General features: G+C 63.2%; 16 protein-coding genes. 11 read left to right on the top strand and 5 right to left on the bottom strand.

Features of this window, described 5'->3' with window-relative positions; genetic code table 11:
* Positions 1-367 precede the first annotated feature (367 nt).
* The 6 genes from VOM14_RS22270 to VOM14_RS22245 all read left to right on the top strand — a co-directional run bounded on the left by VOM14_RS22270 (position 368) and on the right by VOM14_RS22245 (position 9137).
* Positions 368-1057: a response regulator transcription factor gene (locus VOM14_RS22270; RefSeq protein WP_327630916.1), complete on the top strand. Its 690-nt coding sequence runs from the start codon at positions 368-370 to the stop codon at positions 1055-1057.
* Positions 1058-1170: 113 nt separating this feature from the next.
* Positions 1171-1815, top strand: a complete 645-nt coding sequence (locus tag VOM14_RS22265) for a response regulator transcription factor (protein WP_327630915.1) — start codon at positions 1171-1173, stop codon at positions 1813-1815.
* Between the two features lie 232 nt (positions 1816-2047).
* On the top strand, positions 2048-2794 hold the full coding sequence (gene aqpZ, locus VOM14_RS22260; RefSeq protein ID WP_327630914.1) for an aquaporin Z: 747 nt from the start codon (positions 2048-2050) through the stop codon (positions 2792-2794).
* A 32-nt stretch (positions 2795-2826) separates the two neighbouring features.
* Entirely contained in the window at positions 2827-7275 is a 4449-nt protein-coding gene (locus tag VOM14_RS22255) for an ATP-binding protein (RefSeq protein ID WP_327631073.1), read from the top strand.
* A gap of 344 nt (positions 7276-7619) precedes the next feature.
* On the top strand, positions 7620-8054 hold the full coding sequence (locus VOM14_RS22250; RefSeq protein ID WP_327630913.1) for a CHRD domain-containing protein: 435 nt from the start codon (positions 7620-7622) through the stop codon (positions 8052-8054).
* Positions 8055-8186: 132 nt separating this feature from the next.
* A complete protein-coding gene (locus VOM14_RS22245; RefSeq protein ID WP_327630911.1) occupies positions 8187-9137 on the top strand; it encodes an alpha/beta hydrolase in 951 nt (316 codons plus the stop codon).
* On the opposite strand, the gene VOM14_RS22240 is transcribed toward VOM14_RS22245, so the two are convergent.
* A complete protein-coding gene (locus tag VOM14_RS22240; RefSeq protein WP_327630909.1) occupies positions 9107-9949 on the bottom strand; it encodes an EcsC family protein in 843 nt (280 codons plus the stop codon). The two genes, VOM14_RS22245 and VOM14_RS22240, sit on opposite strands and share 31 nt — an antisense overlap.
* Positions 9950-10099: 150 nt before the next feature.
* Between VOM14_RS22240 and VOM14_RS22235 the strand changes: the two genes are divergently transcribed.
* Both VOM14_RS22235 and VOM14_RS22230 read left to right on the top strand, forming a co-directional pair.
* Positions 10100-11695: an MDR family MFS transporter gene (locus VOM14_RS22235; RefSeq protein ID WP_327630908.1), complete on the top strand. Its 1596-nt coding sequence runs from the start codon at positions 10100-10102 to the stop codon at positions 11693-11695.
* Positions 11696-11723: 28 nt separating this feature from the next.
* Positions 11724-12242 (top strand): MarR family winged helix-turn-helix transcriptional regulator, encoded by a 519-nt coding sequence (locus VOM14_RS22230; RefSeq protein ID WP_327630906.1) that lies wholly within the window; start codon positions 11724-11726, stop codon positions 12240-12242.
* Between the two features lie 43 nt (positions 12243-12285).
* On the opposite strand, the gene VOM14_RS22225 is transcribed toward VOM14_RS22230, so the two are convergent.
* A complete protein-coding gene (locus VOM14_RS22225) occupies positions 12286-13563 on the bottom strand; it encodes an amino acid deaminase (protein ID WP_327630905.1) in 1278 nt (425 codons plus the stop codon).
* A gap of 166 nt (positions 13564-13729) precedes the next feature.
* Between VOM14_RS22225 and VOM14_RS22220 the strand changes: the two genes are divergently transcribed.
* The 3 genes from VOM14_RS22220 to VOM14_RS22210 all read left to right on the top strand — a co-directional run bounded on the left by VOM14_RS22220 (position 13730) and on the right by VOM14_RS22210 (position 16571).
* The gene (locus tag VOM14_RS22220) at positions 13730-14620 is read left to right on the top strand and encodes a MurR/RpiR family transcriptional regulator (RefSeq protein WP_327630904.1); all 891 of its coding nucleotides are present in this window, start codon (positions 13730-13732) and stop codon (positions 14618-14620) included.
* A gap of 3 nt (positions 14621-14623) precedes the next feature.
* Entirely contained in the window at positions 14624-16105 is a 1482-nt protein-coding gene (locus VOM14_RS22215) for an N-acyl-D-amino-acid deacylase family protein (RefSeq protein ID WP_327630903.1), read from the top strand.
* A gap of 79 nt (positions 16106-16184) precedes the next feature.
* Positions 16185-16571: a RidA family protein gene (locus VOM14_RS22210; RefSeq protein WP_020066927.1), complete on the top strand. Its 387-nt coding sequence runs from the start codon at positions 16185-16187 to the stop codon at positions 16569-16571.
* A gap of 69 nt (positions 16572-16640) precedes the next feature.
* On the opposite strand, the gene queF is transcribed toward VOM14_RS22210, so the two are convergent.
* The 3 genes from queF to VOM14_RS22195 form a co-directional block, all read right to left on the bottom strand.
* Positions 16641-17465, bottom strand: a complete 825-nt coding sequence (gene queF / locus VOM14_RS22205; RefSeq protein WP_327630902.1) for an NADPH-dependent 7-cyano-7-deazaguanine reductase QueF — start codon at positions 17463-17465, stop codon at positions 16641-16643.
* Entirely contained in the window at positions 17462-18364 is a 903-nt protein-coding gene (locus tag VOM14_RS22200) for a 5'-nucleotidase (RefSeq protein WP_327630901.1), read from the bottom strand. Before VOM14_RS22200 ends, queF begins: the two co-directional genes overlap by 4 nt.
* Before the next feature lie 18 nt (positions 18365-18382).
* Positions 18383-18521 (bottom strand): hypothetical protein (locus tag VOM14_RS22195; protein ID WP_327631072.1); only part of this gene is annotated, 139 nt, incomplete at its 5' end.

The raw sequence follows: 18521 nt of genomic DNA, 5'->3' as shown, positions 1-18521 counted from the left end.
CGTTGGTCGTGGCTGCTGGCGTTTACTCTGTCAGGAATGCAGACGATGGGCGTCAGGATGTTCGTCGAAGGGTCGGTCGATTTCGGAAGTTGCTGCTGCGCCTGGTTGTCATCGACGCACTGTTACTCGGCAAAAACGTAAGCAATGGTAAAACTTGGCGTTACTAACGATCATGGTTTATTCTCGTGTGTCGTGGCCGGTGAAATTCTTAAGTTTTAATCGGATATCTAAGCAATTAAATTCGCGCGAAATGAATCCGTTTCGGAGCGATCTTATGTTTTGTCTTTTTGGAATGCCTCAAGATCGTGGCAGAGCTGGATGCGCAAGATACCGTGAAGGGCGTCAGGAGATGAGGGAGAGTTAGACGATGGGCGACACCGCTGAAATAGGCACACCGGTCCGGGCGATCATCGCGGACGATCATCCGCTCGTCCTGTTGGCGATCGAAAATCTGATGGGAAGTTATCCGAACGTGGAGGTCGTCGGCCGCGCGGCGGATGCGACCGAACTGTTCGCGGAAGTCGACCGCACTGGCTGCGATCTGGTGCTCATGGATCTTTATATGCCGGGCGGCGCGGACGGCAGCGGAATCGAGGCCGTGCGCCAGTTCAGAAGCCGCTTTCCCCACGTGGCGCTGGTCGTCCTCACCATGGAGACCGAGGCGAGCGCGCTGCAAAGCGTCATTTCGCTCGGCGTGCGTGCGCTCGTCAGCAAGCGCGATCGCATCGATCTGATTCACGTGGCGATCATCACGGCGCTGGCAGGCGAGTCCTATCTCGGCCCCGCCGTACGCGCGCTCATCGCGGAGGCAACAGCATTGCAGCGGCTCGATTTCGTCCGTTCAGTGTTGTCGCGGCGCGAACTCGAGGTCTTTACCCACTACGCGTCGGGGCTCGGTGTCACTGAAATCGCGGGGCGCCTCGGGCGCAGCGTGAAGACGATCAGCGCGCAGAAATGCACGGCAATGCGCAAGCTCGCACTGCATAGCGACGCTGAATTATTCCGCTTCGCGGTCGAGCATGGCGTGGTGTCCGAGGCGCGCGTGGAAATACGCTGACAGACAACGAAACGTCGCGCCGGGCTGGCGTGACACTACACAACAATGTATTGGCATTGTCCGGGGGACGTACATCCTGTACTCGGCGTGTCAGTCGATAACACAAGATAAAAATGACAGACAAGATTCGCATCATCGTGGCCGACGACCACGAGTGCGTGCGTGCCGGCGTCAAGCGGCTGCTGCAGGCCGTGCCGCACATTGAAATCGTCGGCGAGGGCCGCGACGCGCATACTCTCGCCGAACTACTCGACACGCGCGAGTGCGACATAGTCGTCACCGACATCAGCATGCCCGGGCTCGACGGCGGAAGTAACGTGGTGTCGCTCTTGCGCCGCGTATTGAGAGGGCGCACGCACCCAGCGGTCGTCGTGTTGACCATGATTTGTCGCGCACACATGCTTTCGGGGCTGCTGCATCTCGGCGTCAGCGCGATTGTCGATAAGCGTGACACGACCGCTGCGTTGCTCGATGCGATCGAGACAGCCTTGGCGGGAGACGTCTATCTGTCAGAACACGTGCGCATTGAGATGGAAACGACGGACACGCCGCCGCAGTTGCGAGCGAGCGATCTGAGTGCTCGCGAATGGGAGATTTTCCAGCTGTATGTGCAAGGCTTCGCCGTGCACCAAATCGCGAAGCGTTTGCGGCGCAGCGGCAAAACCATTAGCACGCAGAAACGTACCGCCATGCGCAAGCTGGGTCTTGAGACCGAATCCGATCTTATCGACTACGCACGTCAGATCGGTCTGATCTAGGAGACACGCTACTCCCCTATACCCTTGGTTTGCAGTCCCGGAATTAGGAGTCTTCTGATTGGTTGAGAGGGCTTGCCGCTTCATAGTTGTGAATTGACTTTGGCTTCTATAGACGTTCGCCTTATCGAGCAGTTGTTTTCGAGGCTGAGCGATTCGGAGCCGGAAAATTCGGGCAGATGTCTTGCGGCGATTGCGCGGTGCCGTCTGCTTCGCATAGCGACAAGGAGGCGGCATGGCGGTGCTAGGTAAGCGTTTGTTGGTCGAGGGCGTGGGTACGGCGTGGCTGGTGTTCATCGGCTGCGGCAGCATCGTATTGAATGCAGGTGCCGTGCAGCAGGGCTACGGCGTGCTCGAGGTCTCGCTCGCGTTCGGTCTTGCGCAGGCCACGGCGAGCTACTGGTTCGGCGAAACGTCGGGCGCCCACTTCAATCCCGCCGTCACGGTCGCCTTTACGGCCGCACAGCGGTTTCCTGTCAAAGACCTGTTGCCCTACATCGCCGCGCAGATTCTCGGCGCCGTGGCGGCTGCGGCGCTGCTCGTTTACGTCGCGAGCGGCCGTCCCGGGTTCGACATGAGCGCGAGCGAGTTCGCGGCCAACGGCTTTGGCGACCATTCTCCTTCCGACTATCAATTGCACTCGGCGCTGGTCATTGAGTTCGTGCTGTCGTTTGCGTTCGTGATGGCCAGCCTCGTGGTGGCCACGCGGTACAAGAGGGCGGCGGCCGCGCCGGTGGTCGTCGGCGGCTGTCTGGCGCTCGCCTATCTCGTGTCGATGCCGGTCACCAACGGCTCAGTCAATCCGGCTCGCTCCACCGCGCAGGCGCTTTTCGTCGGCGATTGGGCGCTGGATCAACTGTGGCTTTTCTGGGCTGCGCCCATGTCGGGCGGCGTCGTTGCCGGCTTTCTGTTCTCGTTCCTCGGTGACAAATCTGATCAGGCCGCGGCTACGCTTGCCGACGGGCAGAGCGAGGTCGCGTGAGTCGCGCCGTGCTTTTCGTTTTCTTCACGGCCATGCTGGAAAGGGCGGCAATCACGCGCGTGCTCCGACGGGCGTCGATGTGCGTGCTGGTGATCTCGCTGTTTGTCGCAACTCAGTGGGCCACTGCTGCGCAGCCGTTCGGGGTTCCGGCCTCCTCCACGACGGAGGGTGCCTTTCCGCAGAAACTGACCGTCGGCGTGCTCGCGGACGACTGGCTCCCGTTCGACGCACTGCAAGACGGCCAGCTCACTGGAATGAGCGTCGACTATTTGCGCGCGCTGGTAGGGCCGCGCGTCGTGATCGAGGCAAAAGCGTTTCCTGACATGCCGCAACTGCTGGCCGCCGCGTGCGCGGGCAACGTCGATCTGTTGATGAGCCTCGCCCGCACCGCTGAGCGCGAACGTTGCGTAAGTTTCACGGCGCCGTATTTCCGGGCTTCGACATCGGCCGTGGTGCGCCGGGGCGGCGACATGTACGAAGGGCCGGCTCGGCTCGTAGGCGCAGCCATCGCGATAGAAAAGGGTTTTGCGCTCGAACGGTCGTTGCGCGAGCGGTTCCCGCGGGCCCGGATCAGCGCGTTCACCTCCACGCACGCGGCGCTCGCCGCCGTTGCCCGCGGTGAGGCGGACGTGTACATGGGTTTCACACCGGCCGTCCAATATACGCTCGCGACCGACGAGTTCCGCAACCTGCGCATTGCATTCGAGGAAACCTCCAAAACCGCGGAGTTGCGCTTTGGTCTGCCGCGCAGCCAGGTTGCATTGCGCGACCGGCTCGACCATGCGTTGCTATCCATGAACCAGGCGGACGCCGCGGCAATTCGCGTGCACTGGCTCTCCGGCAATTTCGACGCCAAGCCCGATCCCGCACCGTCGCGGCTGGAACTGACACAGCAGGAACAGGCCTGGCTGCGCTCGTTGCCGCCGCTGCGGGTGGGCTTCGACAGTAACTGGGCGCCTTTCAGTTATGTCGACGTTTCCGGGCGGCCCGCCGGCGTCACCGCCGACTATCTCGCGTACCTGAGCCGCACGCTGGGCATCGTGTTCAACCGGGCGCGGGAGCCCGATTGGCCCAGCACGATCGAGGCATTCCAGCGCGGCGATCTGGCGATTCTCACTACCGGGACGAGCAACGATCCGCGTCTGCAGAAGGCGCGTCACACCCGCGCGTACGAAAGTTATCCACTGGTCATGGTAGGCCGCGACGACGAGCCGGCCGCACGTTCGCTCAACGATTTCGCTTCGCGGCGCATTGTGGTGTCGTCGCATGTCGCGGGTGTCGATCCGCTTGTTTTCCAGCACATTCCGAAGGACCGGGTCGAGGTCGCACCCAGCCTGGAGGAAGCGTTGCGCATGGTCGCGTCGGGCGAAGCGGACGTCGTGGTGGAAAACGTGGCCGCCGTCGACATTCTGTTGAAACAGCAATATGCCGGCATCCTGAAGATTCTTGGCACCGTGGGCGAATCCGACGCGCTCGACTTCACCGTGCGCCCAGATCTGAGCCCGCTTGCCGGCTTGATCGACCGCGCGCTGCTCGCCATGCCGCCCGCGGAAAAGCAGCGCATCCGGCGCAAGTGGGTCACCGGCAACGCGCCGGGGGCGGGCACGTGGAGTGTTTCGGCGGTGCGCCTGTTGCCTGTGCTGATCGGCATCGGCGTTGCCTTGCTCGTCACGTTGCGCGCTTATCTGCTGCTGCAGCGCGAAGTCAGGCGCCGCAAGGAGACTGAGCGCGAACTGGCGCTGCAACTGAATTTCCAGGAAACCATGATGAAGATGGTGCCCTATCCGCTCGTCGCGCAGGATTTGCAGGGCCGCTATATCGCGGTCAACGGAGCCTATGAGCAGTCGTGCGGACTGAGTCGTGAGGCGGTTATCGGGCGCAGCACGATGGAGGTTCAGACATGGGGTGAGGCAAACAGCCGCGTGCTCGACGAAATGAGGCGCGATCTGCTGCAAGGCGGCGACATGGCTCAGGTCGAACTGCAGTTCGAGCGCGGCCCCGGAGAACTGCGGCATGGCCTGTTCTGGACCAGCATTTGCCGTGGCAACGACGGTCAACCAGTCTGCGTACTCGGAACCATGGTCGATATCACCGATATCCGGCGCGCGGAAATGCGCGCACGCGATACCGAGCGGCGCCTTTTCGATGTCACGCGTACATTGCCCGCGGTCGTGTTCCAGATGCGCCGCACGCCAGACGGCGTGTATTCGTTTCCATACGTTGGCGGCGCGCCGAAACTTTTGCTGGGCCACGGCGAAATAAGGCAGGGCCGCCGCGACAGTGCGGACTTCGAGCGCATTTACGAGCAAGACCGGGCGTCCGTGATGGCCGAACTCGAGCGGTCGGCTCGTCTGGAAGAGCCGGTGCTCATCGAGTTTCGGTTGGGGCCCGAGCACAATTTCAAATGGACGCGCGCCGAACTCGTGCCGCGCCGGGAGGCGGATGACAGCGTCGCATGGAACGGTTACTGGGTCGACGCGAGCATCGAACATGCGCGCGCCGAGGAGCTCGCCCGCGCGCGCGACCTCGCGGAGGCGGCGTCGCGAGCCAAAGACGACTTTTTCGCGATGATGAGCCACGAAATCCGCACGCCGATGAATGGCGTGCTCGGGCTCGTCGAAGTGCTGGAGCGCACACCGCTCAACGCGGATCAGGGCGAAATGCTCGGCATGATCCACGAGTCGGCGGGCGCGCTGCTGCAAATACTCGACGACCTGCTCGACTACTCGAAGATCGAAGCCGGACGTTTGACGATCGAAGCCGAGCCGATCGATCTGCGCGAACTGGTCGATAACGCCGTGGGTTTGCTTGCTGGCCGCGCGCACGAGAAAGGTCTGAAAGTCCGGGTGGACATCGCGTCGGATGTCGCGGCCACGCTCAAGGGCGACAGCGTGAGGTTCCGGCAAGTCCTTTTCAACCTGCTCGGCAATGCAATCAAGTTCACGCCCGAGGGGCACGTGGATGTGAGCGTGGCGGTCGTCGCGCAATCGGACGAGCTTCAGACACTCGAAATGATCGTCGAGGATACCGGCATCGGCATCGCGCCGGACGTCCAGGCGAAGCTGTTCGAGCCGTTCGTGCAGGCGGAGTCATCCACCACGCGCCGCTTCGGCGGCACGGGCCTCGGCCTGACCATTTGCCGCAAGCTGATCGAACTGATGAACGGTTCGCTCACGCTCGTCAGCGAGCCCGGCTCGGGCACCCGCATGACGGTGCGGCTCAGCATGCCGGTCGAAACGCCGAGTTATTCGGTGAACGGCTTACGCGGCAAGCGCTGCCTCGTGGCGACCAACGACGCGCGCGTCGGTCAGGCGTTGGTCCACTTCGGGAAAGCGCTGGGACTGGAGTTGCGGCGCATGCCGGCTAACGCGCCGGAATTGCGCTGTAGCGCCGTGCTGAAGGACATCGATCTGCTTTTCGCGAGCGAGGATATGCCGCTGCCCGCTGACGTCAGAGGCAAGCTGCGCGTGATTTCCCTGACGGAAAAGCCGAAGCCAACGGGTTACCGCATTCTCGACGACAACGTGCGCCTCAGTATCAATCCGATTTCGTGGCGCGGGTTTAGCGCGGTGTGCGCCGCGGCAATGACTGGGCTTCAGTCGGCGCCGGTGCCGTCGGTCGGCGTGCCGCGCACGGCCGAAGGCATCACTGCGCCGCCGGATCGCGAGCGGGCCATCGCGAGCGGCCGCCTCATTCTCGTGGCGGAAGATCATCCGGTGAATCAGGAGTTGATTCGCCATCAACTCGCGTTGCTCGGTTTTGCTTGCGACGTCGCGAACGACGGCGCCGAAGCGCTAGCCGCGCTCGAAAACACCAGTTACGGATGTCTGATCACAGACTGTCATATGCCCAACCTGTCGGGCTATGAACTGACGCGGAGCATCCGGGCGCGCGAGCGGGAGCAGGGCGGGTCGTATCGTCTGCCGATTCTGGGCATTACCGCGAACACCGCGCCCGAAGACCTGCGCATGTGTCGCGAGGCCGGCATGGACGACAGTCTCGTCAAGCCAACGCGCCTCGCCACGCTGCGCGAGTATCTGACGCGCTGGTTCGGCATTGACAGCGCATGGCAGGCCGCGCCCGCCGACACCGTCGACGTGCCGGCGCTTGCAGGGTCCGTCGCAGCGGGTGCCGAGCCTTTCGTTCCCGTGGACCTGGGTCACATGACGCAACTGTGGGGCAGCGAATCGACGGTCAAGGCGTTGCTCGATTCGTTCGTGTCTTCCGTGCGCGAAGATGTTCAGTCATTGTCGCCATTGCTGGAGAGCGCCGACATGGCTCGTCTGCGCGAGTGGCTTCATCGGGTGACAGGCGCGGCGAGCGTGCTGCAATACCCGCCTCTCATCAACGTGCTCGACGAATATCGCCGCAATATCATCGCCGATGCACCCGAGCGCATGCGCCATGGCGGACTCACGTTGATCGACAAGTGCAATGCGATGCTCGACGGCATCGAGCAACAAGCCGCGTTGCTGGCCTAAAGACGTTGCCCTGTCCGCGCGGCATCAGGGCAAGGCGAGGCCGAGGCCCCCGCGAACCCAAGCGAAATCCAGGCGAAAAAAAACGCGGCCGAAGCCGCGTTAAAGATTTGGAGACATCCCTCGATGAAGGAGTCACTTCTCGCAGGCCGAAGCATACCGGGGATAGCGCAAATAATTCATTACAGAATCTGCAAATAATTGTTTGAAGAATCGATATAGCGCGAGTCCGGACGTCAGCAGAAGCGTTTTTCCGCCGCCAACGTCATCGAACGATTTGCACTAGTATGTGATGGCTCCGCGCGACCGAGAGTCGTCGCGGCGGCGCATCCAGTGCGAAGAGGACCATGATTATGCTAAGAAAACTGAATCTGGCTGTGGCGTTGTGGGCGGTGACGGCGGGCGTCGCGTTCGCCGACACGGTGGCATTGAAAGCGGACCTCGAACCTTCGAGCGAAGTGCCGCCTCGCGTGAGTCACGGACACGGCGCGTTGAACGCAACGTTCGATACCTCGACGAAATCGCTGCAATGGACGGTGACTTACGAAGGTCTGAGCGGTCCTGCCACCGCCGCGCATTTCCACGGCCCGGCGCCGGTGGGACAAAACGCGAAGGTGCAGGTGCCGGTCGAGAAGGGCGCGCTCGCGAGTCCGATCAAAGGCTCGGCGGCGCTCAGCGAACAGCAGGTGACCGATCTGATGGCCGGCCAGTGGTACTTCAACATTCACACCGCGCAAAATCCGATGGGCGAAATTCGCGGACAAGTCCTGCCCGCCAATTAAGCGATAACAAACCGCCGCCTTGACCGCTCTCACGAACGCAGCGGCGCTTTTTCAAGATTAGAAGCCGCCATCCACCGGCGCCGTGAGAAACGCGCGTACGATGCAAGGACATCTTCGAAGGAGCATGTCCCGATGAGTTGGCAAAGCGCGCTCGCGTGCTGGTTCTTGCGTCGGCAATTTCGCCCACACACCCTGAAGCCGCATGTCGATGTCGCGAGGGCGCGGGCGACGACCGCGAAGCGCGCCTGGACGCCGGACGTGCCGCGCGGCTGGCATCTGCGAGAACTGGACGGCGCCCACGGTGAGGCGCTGCGTGGCGAATGGCTGGAGCCCGCCGCCGGCGCGCAATCCACCGTGCTGTATTGTCACGGAGGCGGCTATTACTTCTGCTCGCCGCGCTCGCATCGCTCGATTGTGTTCGGCCTCGCGACGCGGGCGGACGCGTCGATCTTTTCACTCGACTACCGCCTCGCTCCCGAACATCGTTTCCCAGCCGCGCTCGACGATGCAATCGCCGCCTATCGTCAGTTGCTCAGCAGCGGCACCGCGCCCGAGTCGATTGTGATTGCCGGCGATTCAGCCGGCGGCGGCCTCGCGCTCGCAACGCTGGTCGCGCTGCGCGACGCGGGCGACCCGCTGCCCGCCGGCGGCCTGCTGTTTTCGCCGTGGACCGATCTGGCGGCGACGGGCGCGAGCATCGTCGATAACGACGGCGCCGACCCCATGTTCAGTGGCCCCGCGATTGCAAGGGCTGCGAAGGTTTACCTTGGCGAGACGTCCGCGACGCATCCGTACGCATCGCCGTTGTATGCCGATCTGCGCGGCTTGCCGCCGCTTTTCATGATGGCAGGCAGCACCGAAGTCCTGCTCGACGATTCGCGACGCGTGGCCGCGAACGCGCGCGCGGCCGGCGTCGATTGCGAGCTGGAAGTGTGGGAGAAGATGCCGCACGTCTGGCCGATCTTCGCGCCGTTCATTCCCGAGGCGAACCGCGCGCTCGACGGCGCGGCCACCTTCGTTCGGCGCGTGACGAGCCGCGCCGCCAACGCGGCTCAGGCGTCCAGCGTGACGTCGATAGCCTGATACGCGACCTTCACCGTTTCCTCGCCGTATTGCCGCTCGAGCCGCCGCACGGTGAAGTGGCCGTGCGCGGCCTGCTGGAAGTGGTCGATGAACACCGTGTTGACCATTGCGCCGAGCACCGCGCCGATCGCTGGAATCGACTTCGCGGCGATCTGCTCGCTCACCTGCACGGAAAAGCGCGCCGCGATCGTATTGAGCAGGCGCAACAAGGCCGCCGATCCGTGCGAGCTGAATCCCTTAGCCGCGATTTCCGACGACGCTTTCGACACCGCCTGCGCCAGCGCGCCGCGCATGATGAAGTAGCCGAAGTCGGCGTCGTCATCGGCGGTGGAGACGCCGCCCATGCCGAGCACCGTCAGACATTGGAGTTGCGTGTCGATCGACGTCAGGTCTTCGCCTTCGCTGCGCGCAATGTCGCAGATCGAGCGGAACATAAGTGTGGTCGTGACCGGCAACTCGACCGGCAATGCGAACAGGCCGAAGGCGCCGCCGGCAGCGCCGGTCGTGGCGACCGCGAACTTGTGCAGCAGATTGCTCGGCTTCTCGGGCGCCAGCAACGGCGACGCGCCGCCGCGCCGCCCCAGCGTGCGCAGCGCAATAGAAAGACACTTGCGCAGCGCCAGTTCGGTTGCCTCCGTGACTTTTTCGTTGGCAAATGCGGGCATGCGCGAGATCAGCTTTTCCAACGGTGCGCCGACGATGCTCGCGAGTTTCATTGCCAGCGCGGGCCTTTCCAGTTCGTGTTTCGCGCGCCGCAGCGCGCTGAGATCTTCTTCCGACAACGATTGTGCTGCGAGCGAACTCGGCTCCATGTGCCTCCCAGGCGTCAGGTGATGGACATTCTTCAGTCGATTCAAAGCGCGGCGGGGCGCCTGCGACGTCCAGCATAGCGCCTGCTTAGAGCATAACGCCGTGGTATGATTTCGTAATCATTTGACGAGTCAACTGTTGCTCTATCAAAAATGGCTGTCCATACCGCGGCCCACCATTCGAGTGGGCAAGTCTTACCCTTCCGTGAATCGCTTCTCGCGATGCTCGGCATCTCCTTCGTCACCATGCTGGTCGCTCTGGACCAGACGGTGGTCGGCACCGCGCTGCCCACCATCGTCGCCGAACTCAAGGGCTTCGAACTGTACGCGTGGGTCGCGACCTCGTATCTGCTGACCTCGGTGATCACCGTGCCGATTTTCGGCAGGCTCGGCGACTATTACGGGCGCAAGCCTTTCGTGATCGCGTCGATTGTCGTGTTCACCGGCGCGTCCGTGCTGTGCGGCGTCGCGAACAACATGTTGTTTCTCGTGCTCGCGCGCGGCCTCCAGGGCATCGGCGGCGGCATGCTGGTCGGCACCGCGTTTGCCTGCATTCCCGATCTCTTTCCCGATTCCGTCGTGCGCCTGCGCTGGCAGGTGCTGATGAGTTCCGCCTTCGGCATCGCCAATGCGGTCGGGCCGTCGCTTGGCGGCTTCCTCACGCAATACTACGGCTGGCGCTCGGTGTTCTATGTGAATCTGCCGGTCGGTCTGTTGTCGCTGTTTTTCGTGTGGCGGTTTCTGCCGCATCTGCGGCATGTCGAGCACGAAGGCAAAATGCGGCTCGATTGGCCCGGCGCTGTGCTGATCGCGGTGGCGCTCGGTTCGCTGCAATTGTTCGTCGAGTTGCTGCCGAAGCACGGGCTCACCTTCAGCGCGTGCGGTTTGCTCGTGTTGAGCGTCGTGTCGGCGTATGCGCTGTGGCAATGGGAAAAGCGCTGTCCGGCGGCGATTCTTCCCGTCGACATGTTCCGCAACAAGAGTCTTTCCGCGCTGTTCACGCTGGCGGTGCTCGGCGGGTTCTCAATGTTTTCGCTGCTTTTCTATGCGCCGCTCCTGTTCCAGGGCGGTTTCGGGATGTCACCGAAAGAAGCCGGCCTGGTGATCACGCCGCTCGTCGTGTTCATTACGATCGGCAGTATCGCGAACGGCCGCGTCGTGTCGCGCGTGCGCAATCCGAATCTGATGCTGTACGTCGGCTTCGCGCTTCTCGCGCTGGCGTGCCTCGGCGTGGTTATCGCCACGCGTTCCATGCCGCAATGGCTGCTCATGTCGTTCATGGTGCTCGGCGGTCTCGGGCTTGGCTTCGTCATGCCGAACCTCACGATCTTCGCGCAGCAGACGGCCGGCCGCGAGCATCTCGGCATCGCCACCGCGCTGCTGCAATCGCTGCGGATGATAGGTGGCATGATCGGCACGGCGCTCACTGGAACGCTGATCAGCCACATGTACGCGAGCGGCGTGCGCCGCGCGCTGGAAAGCGATCACGCGTCGCAATGGTTCGCCGATCTCGGCGACCCGCAGATTCTGATCAACCACGAAGCGCAGGCGAGCTTGCTCGGCCAGCTCGCGCACGCGGGACACAACGGCGCCATGCTGCTCGAAACGGCACGCCAAACGCTCGTGGCGGCGATTCACTTCGGCCTGGCGATGGCCGCCGTCATCGCCGTGGTGTCGGTATGGCAAAGCCGCCGTGTTCCGCCGATCAAGCTTCAGCGCAAGCTCGAACCGGTGATTCACGCCGACTGATTTTCGACTCACGTTTTACTGAACCATCATGGAAGAACAGGACCGCGTCGCCGTCATGCAGCAATTCGGCCGCACATATCGGGCGTTCATGTCGGCCTTCGAGGCGCAAGTGGGTCACCCGTTGCCGCGCTGGCGCATTATGCTGGCGCTGCGCGAACAGGCGGGCGAACTGTCGCAGAAGCGGCTCGTCGAGCAGTTGCGTGTGGACCCCGGCGCGTTGACGCGTCAATTGAAGGCGCTGGAAGGATTGGGCTGGATCGCGCGCAGCATGGACACGCGCGATAACCGCGTGACCAACGTGCGCCTGACGGAAGCCGGCATGTCCGCGACCGAAGCCAGCATGCCGCGCCGCGCCGCCTTCTTGCAGGACACGCTGGCGGCGCTGCCGGACGACGCACTGAACGCATTGTCGGGCGCGCTGAAAATGCTCGAAGCCAGAATCGGCGAAGTGGCGGCCTCGGCCACGCTCGCCGATGCAACCGCCGATGCAACCGCCGAGGTCATCGCCGCCGCCGATGCGCCGGCGGCCGGCGCAGCGCAGCGCTGAACGGCGGCGCGCGGTCCGCGTGCCGTCTACACAAACAAAACAATCAGAAGAACGTTTCGATCACTTCCGTGATCCGATAAGCCGGATCGAGCACCAGCACCTGACGCCATTTGTCGAACGTGAGACACGGGTGCGAAATGTCGAACGCGATCATGTCGCCCACCTTCAGATCGGCGCCTGCGGGAATCCGCAGATACGCGTGCTGATCCATCAAGCCGAAGATCTCCCAGCCTTCGCTCGCGGCGATATCGCGCGGCGCCTCATTGCCCGGCCGATAGTGGCGCGCCGGTTCGGGCAGGCCCGCGTCGAATGCGGAGTCGCGTTTGCCGAGCCCGATGATCGCGCGATCCGGCTCGGGAATCGACTGCACGTACGCCCACAACTGCAACGCGGGCAGCAGCCCTTCGCCCATTTTTTTCGCGACCGGATTGCGCGCGAAAATATCCGTCTGCGCCTTACGATAAATGCCCACGTCATGCGTCAAATAGCAGCCGGGGCGCAGCACGACCTCGACCTTGCCGGTTTGCGACGCCTTCGCGAATTCCTCGGCGACCACGTCGTACCATGCCGAACCCGCGCCCGACAGCACCGCCGGCGTGCGCTCAAAGCGCCCTTCGTCGACGAGCGCGCGCGTGACCGCGACCGCGCTTTGCAGAAACTCGCGCACTTCGTGCTCTTCCTTCAGCACGCCTTCATACAACTCGACGCCCGCGAGCTTCAGCACGCCGGGATAGCGGGCGATCGCCGCGAGCACCGCGTTGCGCTGCGCTTCGTCGCGCGCGCCAGTGCGGCCGCCCGGCACGCCGAGTTCGAGCAGCACCTGCAACGACTTCTTCACCGACGAAAAGAACTGCCCCAATTGCTCGACGCCTTCGACTGAATCGACGAGACAGAAAAACTCGAAGTCCGGATCGCTCAGCAACTCGGCGATCATCATCATGTTGCGGCGGCCGACCAGCTGATTCGCCATCAACACGCGCGAGACGCCGCCGTGATAAGCCGCGCGAACCTGATGCGCGGTGGCGAGCGTAATGCCCCACGCGCCGGTTTCCAGCTGGCGGCGGAACAGTTGCGGCGCCATGGTCGTCTTGCCGTGCGGCGCGAGCTTCACGCCATATTCGGCGACGAACGCCTGCATCCATTTCAGATTGTGCTCGACGCGGTCTGCATAGAGCACCGCGGCGGGCAGGCTCACGTCTTCGTTCAGCAGATTCCACTCGAGACGCCCCGCATCCGTGAGCTGGATGCTCGTGCCCGGAACTATGCCCAAGCCCTTGCTATAAGGATCAATCGTCGCGCCTTGATAGTTTGTAACTTTCATGTCGCCTGCTCCATCGTCCGGTTAAATTGAATCGAAGTTGACTTTATCATGTTACAGAAAGTACGATGGGCACAGAAATGTTATTTAGTACCAAGCTTGGGCCGGAGGCGCGCTGTCAGCCGTTAGCAGCCGCTTCGCGTCCTGGCGCGGCATTCCACGAGCTGCAATGAACTCAACCGCCGAACCGCTGGCATTCGACATCGTCGCGCGCATCGCCGAATCCGCGCCGGAGTTGCGCTCGGCCGAACGCAAGGTCGCCGCGCTGATCCTCGACGATCTGACGGGCGCGTCGCGCGCGAGCATCGGCGCGCTCGCGCAGCAGGCACAGGTGAGCGTCGCGACCGTCACGCGCTTTGCGAAAGCCGTGGGTTGCCGCGACGTCCGCGAATTGAAGCTGCGCCTCGCGCAGGCCGCGGCGGTCGGTCAGCGCTTTTTGCAGACGGGCGCCGCAAGCGATGCGCCCGAGCCCATCGCGACCCGCATATTCGACGAATTGCAGACGGCGCTCGCGCACAACCATCAACTGCTGCGCCAGGCGCCGTTAGCCGATGCCGCCGTCGCGCTGCGCGCTGCGCGCATGATTTACGTGTTCGGCATGGGCGGCGGCTCGACCGCGCTCGCCGACGAAATGCGCTTCCGGCTCGTGCGCCTCGGGCGGCCCGTGGCCACGTATCAGGACGCCCTGTTGCAGCGCATGGTCGCGAGCACGGTATCGCGCGAGAGTGTGGTGATCGCGCTGTCCACCACGGGGCGCGTGCCGGAGATGGTGGAAAACTGCAAGATCGCGCGCAGCTACGGCGCGACCGTGATCGCGCTGACCGCGCCGGCGTCGCCGCTCGCCAAACTGGCCGACTGGGTGATCCCGATTGTCGCTTTTGAGACCGACTTCATTTACAAGCCGTCGTCGTCGCGTTACGCGATGATGATGGCGCTCGATGTGCTCGTCACCGAACTCGCCGTCAGCCAGGGTGACGAGAGCCGCGAATTGCTGCGCCGCATGAAGCACGCGTTGGACACGCACCGCGGCGGCGGCGATCGACAACCGTTAGGAGACTGATCCATGCACTCGCATCCCGAAGCCGCCGATACGCTGATCGTCGGCGCGCAACTGTATGACGGCACGGGCGCGCCGCCTGTCGAGCGCGATGTCGCGATCCGCGACGGGCGCATCGTCGCAATCGGCAATCTGTCGAACTGGCTCGCCGAAGAAGTGATCGAGGCCGAAGGCCGCGCGCTCGCGCCCGGTTTCATCGATGTTCACACGCACGACGACACGCATGTGATCCGCTCGCCGCAAATGCTGCCGAAAATCACGCAAGGCGTGACGACGGTGATCGTCGGCAATTGCGGGATTAGCGCGTCGCCGGTGTCGCTCAAAGGCGATCCGCCGGACCCGATGAATCTGCTCGGCGAGCGCGACGTATTCCAGTACCCGAGCTTCGCGGACTACGTGAAAGCGGTGAACGCGGCGCGTCCGGCCGTGAACGTCGGCGCGCTGATCGGCCACACGGCGTTGCGCAACAATCAGATGGACCGGCTCGACCGCGCGGCGACGCCGCGAGAAATCGAAGGCATGCGCGCGCAACTCGAAGAGGCGCTCGCCAACGGCGCGCTTGGCCTGAGTTCGGGGCTTGCGTACGGTTCCGCATTCGCCGCGCCGACCGAAGAAGTGATGGCGCTCGCCGAGCCGCTCGCCGTCGCGGGCGCGTTGTACACCACGCACATGCGCACGGAATTCGACGCGATTCTCGACGCGATGGACGAGGCGTTTCGCGTCGGCCGCCACGCACGCGTGCCGGTGGTGATTTCGCATCTGAAGTGCGCGGGTCCGTCGAACTGGGGCCGCAGCGAAGAAGTGCTGAAGTCGATCGAAGGCGCGCGGCGTTTGCAGCCTGTCGGTTGCGATTGTTATCCGTACAACCGCAGTTCGTCGACGCTCGACCTGAAGCAGGTGACGGGCGACATCGACATTACGATTACGTGGTCGGAGCCGCATCCGGAAATGGCGGGCAAGCTCGTGAAGGAGATTGCCGCCGAGTGGGGCGTCACGCAGCAGGAAGCGGGCAAGCGCTTGCAGCCGGCGGGCGCGGTGTATCACAACATGTCCGAAGAGGACGTACGGCGCATCCTGTCGCATCCCGCCACCATGGTCGGCTCGGACGGCTTGCCGAACGATCCGCTGCCGCATCCGCGTCTGTGGGGCGCGTTTCCGCGCGTGCTCGGCCACTACGCGCGCGACGCCGGTCTGTTGCCGCTCGAAGAAGCGGTGCGCAAGATGACGAGCCTGTCGGCGCGGCGCTTCGGTCTCGCGCAGCGCGGCGAGGTGCACATCGGCTATCACGCCGACCTCGTGCTGTTCGACCCCGCCAGAGTGCGCGACGCGGCCACGTTCGACAAGCCGCAGCAGGCCGCCGACGGCATCGACGCAGTGTGGGTGAACGGCGTGCTGACATACCGCAACGGCGAGGTGACGGGCGAGCGCGCCGGGCACTTCGTGGCGCGCGGCGCGGCGTCGAAAGGCGACGCGCAGGGCGCATTCTGATTGATTAACTGATCGAACGATCCATCAAGCCGCGCGTGGCGCTCCGGCCACGCGCGTCGAACCTTTAAGGAGTGCGATGATGAAGCGATATGGCGTGGAAGGCGGAAAGGGAACGGGCGGTCAGCATATGCCGTTCGCACGCGCGGTCGAAGCGGACGGCTGGCTCTTCGTATCGGGCCAGACGCCGATGGAAAACGGCGAAGTGATCAACGGCGGCATCGTCGAGCAATCGCACAAGGCGATTCAGAACGTGTTCGCGATTCTGAAGGAAGCGGGTTACGGCGCGGAACACGTGGTGCGTTGCGGCGTGTGGCTCGACGATCCGCGCGACTTCGCGTCGTTCAACAAGGTGTTCCGCGAGTATTTCGGCGACAATCCGCCGGCGCGCGCCTGTGTCGTTTCGTCGATGGTGATCGATTGCAAGGTCGAGGTGGATTGCGTGGCTTATAAGAAGCCGACGGCCTGAGCGCCTGAGCATTCGCCGCGGGCGTGACTGAACGCGCCGCGGCGATAAGCGCCTATTTGCGTTGCTTGCTTACTGCCGCGCCAGGCGCATGTTGTCCGGCATCGGCAAATTGTAGTTGGTGCGGAACGGGTTGATGTCGAGCCCGCCGCGCCGCGTATAACGCGCGTAAACCGCGAGCTTCACCGGGCGGCATGCCTTCAGCACATCGATAAAAATCTTCTCGACACACTGTTCATGAAACCCGGTGTGATTGCGATAGGAAATGATGTAGCGCAGCAAGCCCGCGTGATCGATCTGCGGCCCGACATAGTGAATCTGCACGCTGCCCCAATCAGGCTGCCCGGTCACCGGACAGTTCGACTTCAACAGGTTGGAGAACACAGTTTCCTCGACGGGCGCTTCATCCAGCGCCGCCGACAGCAGCGACGCGTCGGGCTGATAGACATCCGTATCCAGATCCAGCCGGTCGAGCGACGTGCCTTCGAATTCGTCCATCTGCAATTTGCCGAAGTCGTGCGGTGCGGTCAGATAAACCGACACCGTCGCGCCACACGAGGCCGACACGTCGCGCCTGATCGTGTCGCGCACGGCTTCGATCGACTCGAACGCCGTCTGCGCGAATGAGCCGAGATAAAGCTTGAACGACTTGGACTCGACGATATTCGGCGAATCGGCCGGCACTAAGAAAGTCGCCACGGCGATCTGCGGCTTGCCGCGCTGATTCAGCCACGACAATTCATACGCGTTCCAGATGTCCGTGCCGAAAAACGGCAACTGCGCGGCGATTCCGATGGCCTCGCGCGCATTGCTGCGCGCAATCGGAAACAGCAGCGAGGCGTCGTACTGTTCGGTGTAAGTGGAGGCCTTACCTAGCGGAGATTGTTCGGGTGTCATGATGCATTCACGATGCCACTCAGCACGTGCCCGGTCGCCGTCACGACGCGGGCCGATTCGCAATGGCCAATTTGATCGTCGAAGAAAAAGTCCGGCTCGAACTCGCGCAGAAACGCGCTCTTGTCGAGGCCGCCGAGGAACATCGCTTCGTCGATTTCAATGTTCCAGGCCATCAGGGTCCGGATGGCGCGCTCGTGCGCGGGCGCCGAACGCGCCGTCACCAATGCCGTACGAATATGCATGGGTGCGGCTCGATCCGCGAGTTTTTGCAGCCGATGAAGCGCTTCGAGCAATGGCTTCAGCGGTCCGTCGGCGAGCGGCAAATGCTTGTTGTGCGTCTCGTGTCCGACGAACGCGCGCAAGCCGTCTTTCTGAAACACGCGCTCGGCTTCGTCCGAAAACAGCACGGCGTCGCCGTCGAAAGCAATGCGGATTTCATCCGGATATTTGCTCGCCATTTTCGCCGATTCGGGCAAAACGCGCGCGGCCGGAAAGCCGGCGGCGAGCGCGTCGCGCACGTCGTCCTGATTCGCCGACAGAAACAGCGACGCGTTCAGCGGCTTCAGATAGCCAAAGGGCGCGCGCCCGCGCGTGAACACGCCGCGCTCGATCGCGAGTCCGTGTTCCCGGCACGAATGAAACGCGCGCAAGCCGCTGATCGGATCGCTGCGCGACAGAATCACCACTTCCACGCAATGGCCGCCCGCGTTCAACGCCAGCAGCTTGCGAATCAGCGGAAACGCCACGCCCGGTTTGGCGGGCACATTCAGCCGCTCGCGCTGCAATGCTTCGTAGGTCTGAAGGTCGCCTTCCTCGTACACGCGGTTCTCTTCCTCGAAATCGAAGAGCGCGCGCGACGAAATTGCCACCACCAGTTTGTCGACAAGCGAAAGAGCCATCAGCGTAGGGTCAGAAATTCAGGCGAGGAATAAGCGATAAACCGGATTCTGCGTCTCTTCCCAATACGGATAGCCGAGCGTCGTCAGAAAGCGGTCGAACTCCGCGTTATCGGCTTCCGGCACCTGAATGCCGACGAGAATCGAGCTGTAGTCCGCG

This window comes from Paraburkholderia sp. MPAMCS5, assembly GCF_036016995.1.
Taxonomy (GTDB): Bacteria; Pseudomonadota; Gammaproteobacteria; order Burkholderiales; family Burkholderiaceae; genus Paraburkholderia.
The sequence above is the reverse complement of the archived record's forward strand: the minus strand, read 5'-3'. Positions and strand labels throughout refer to the sequence as shown.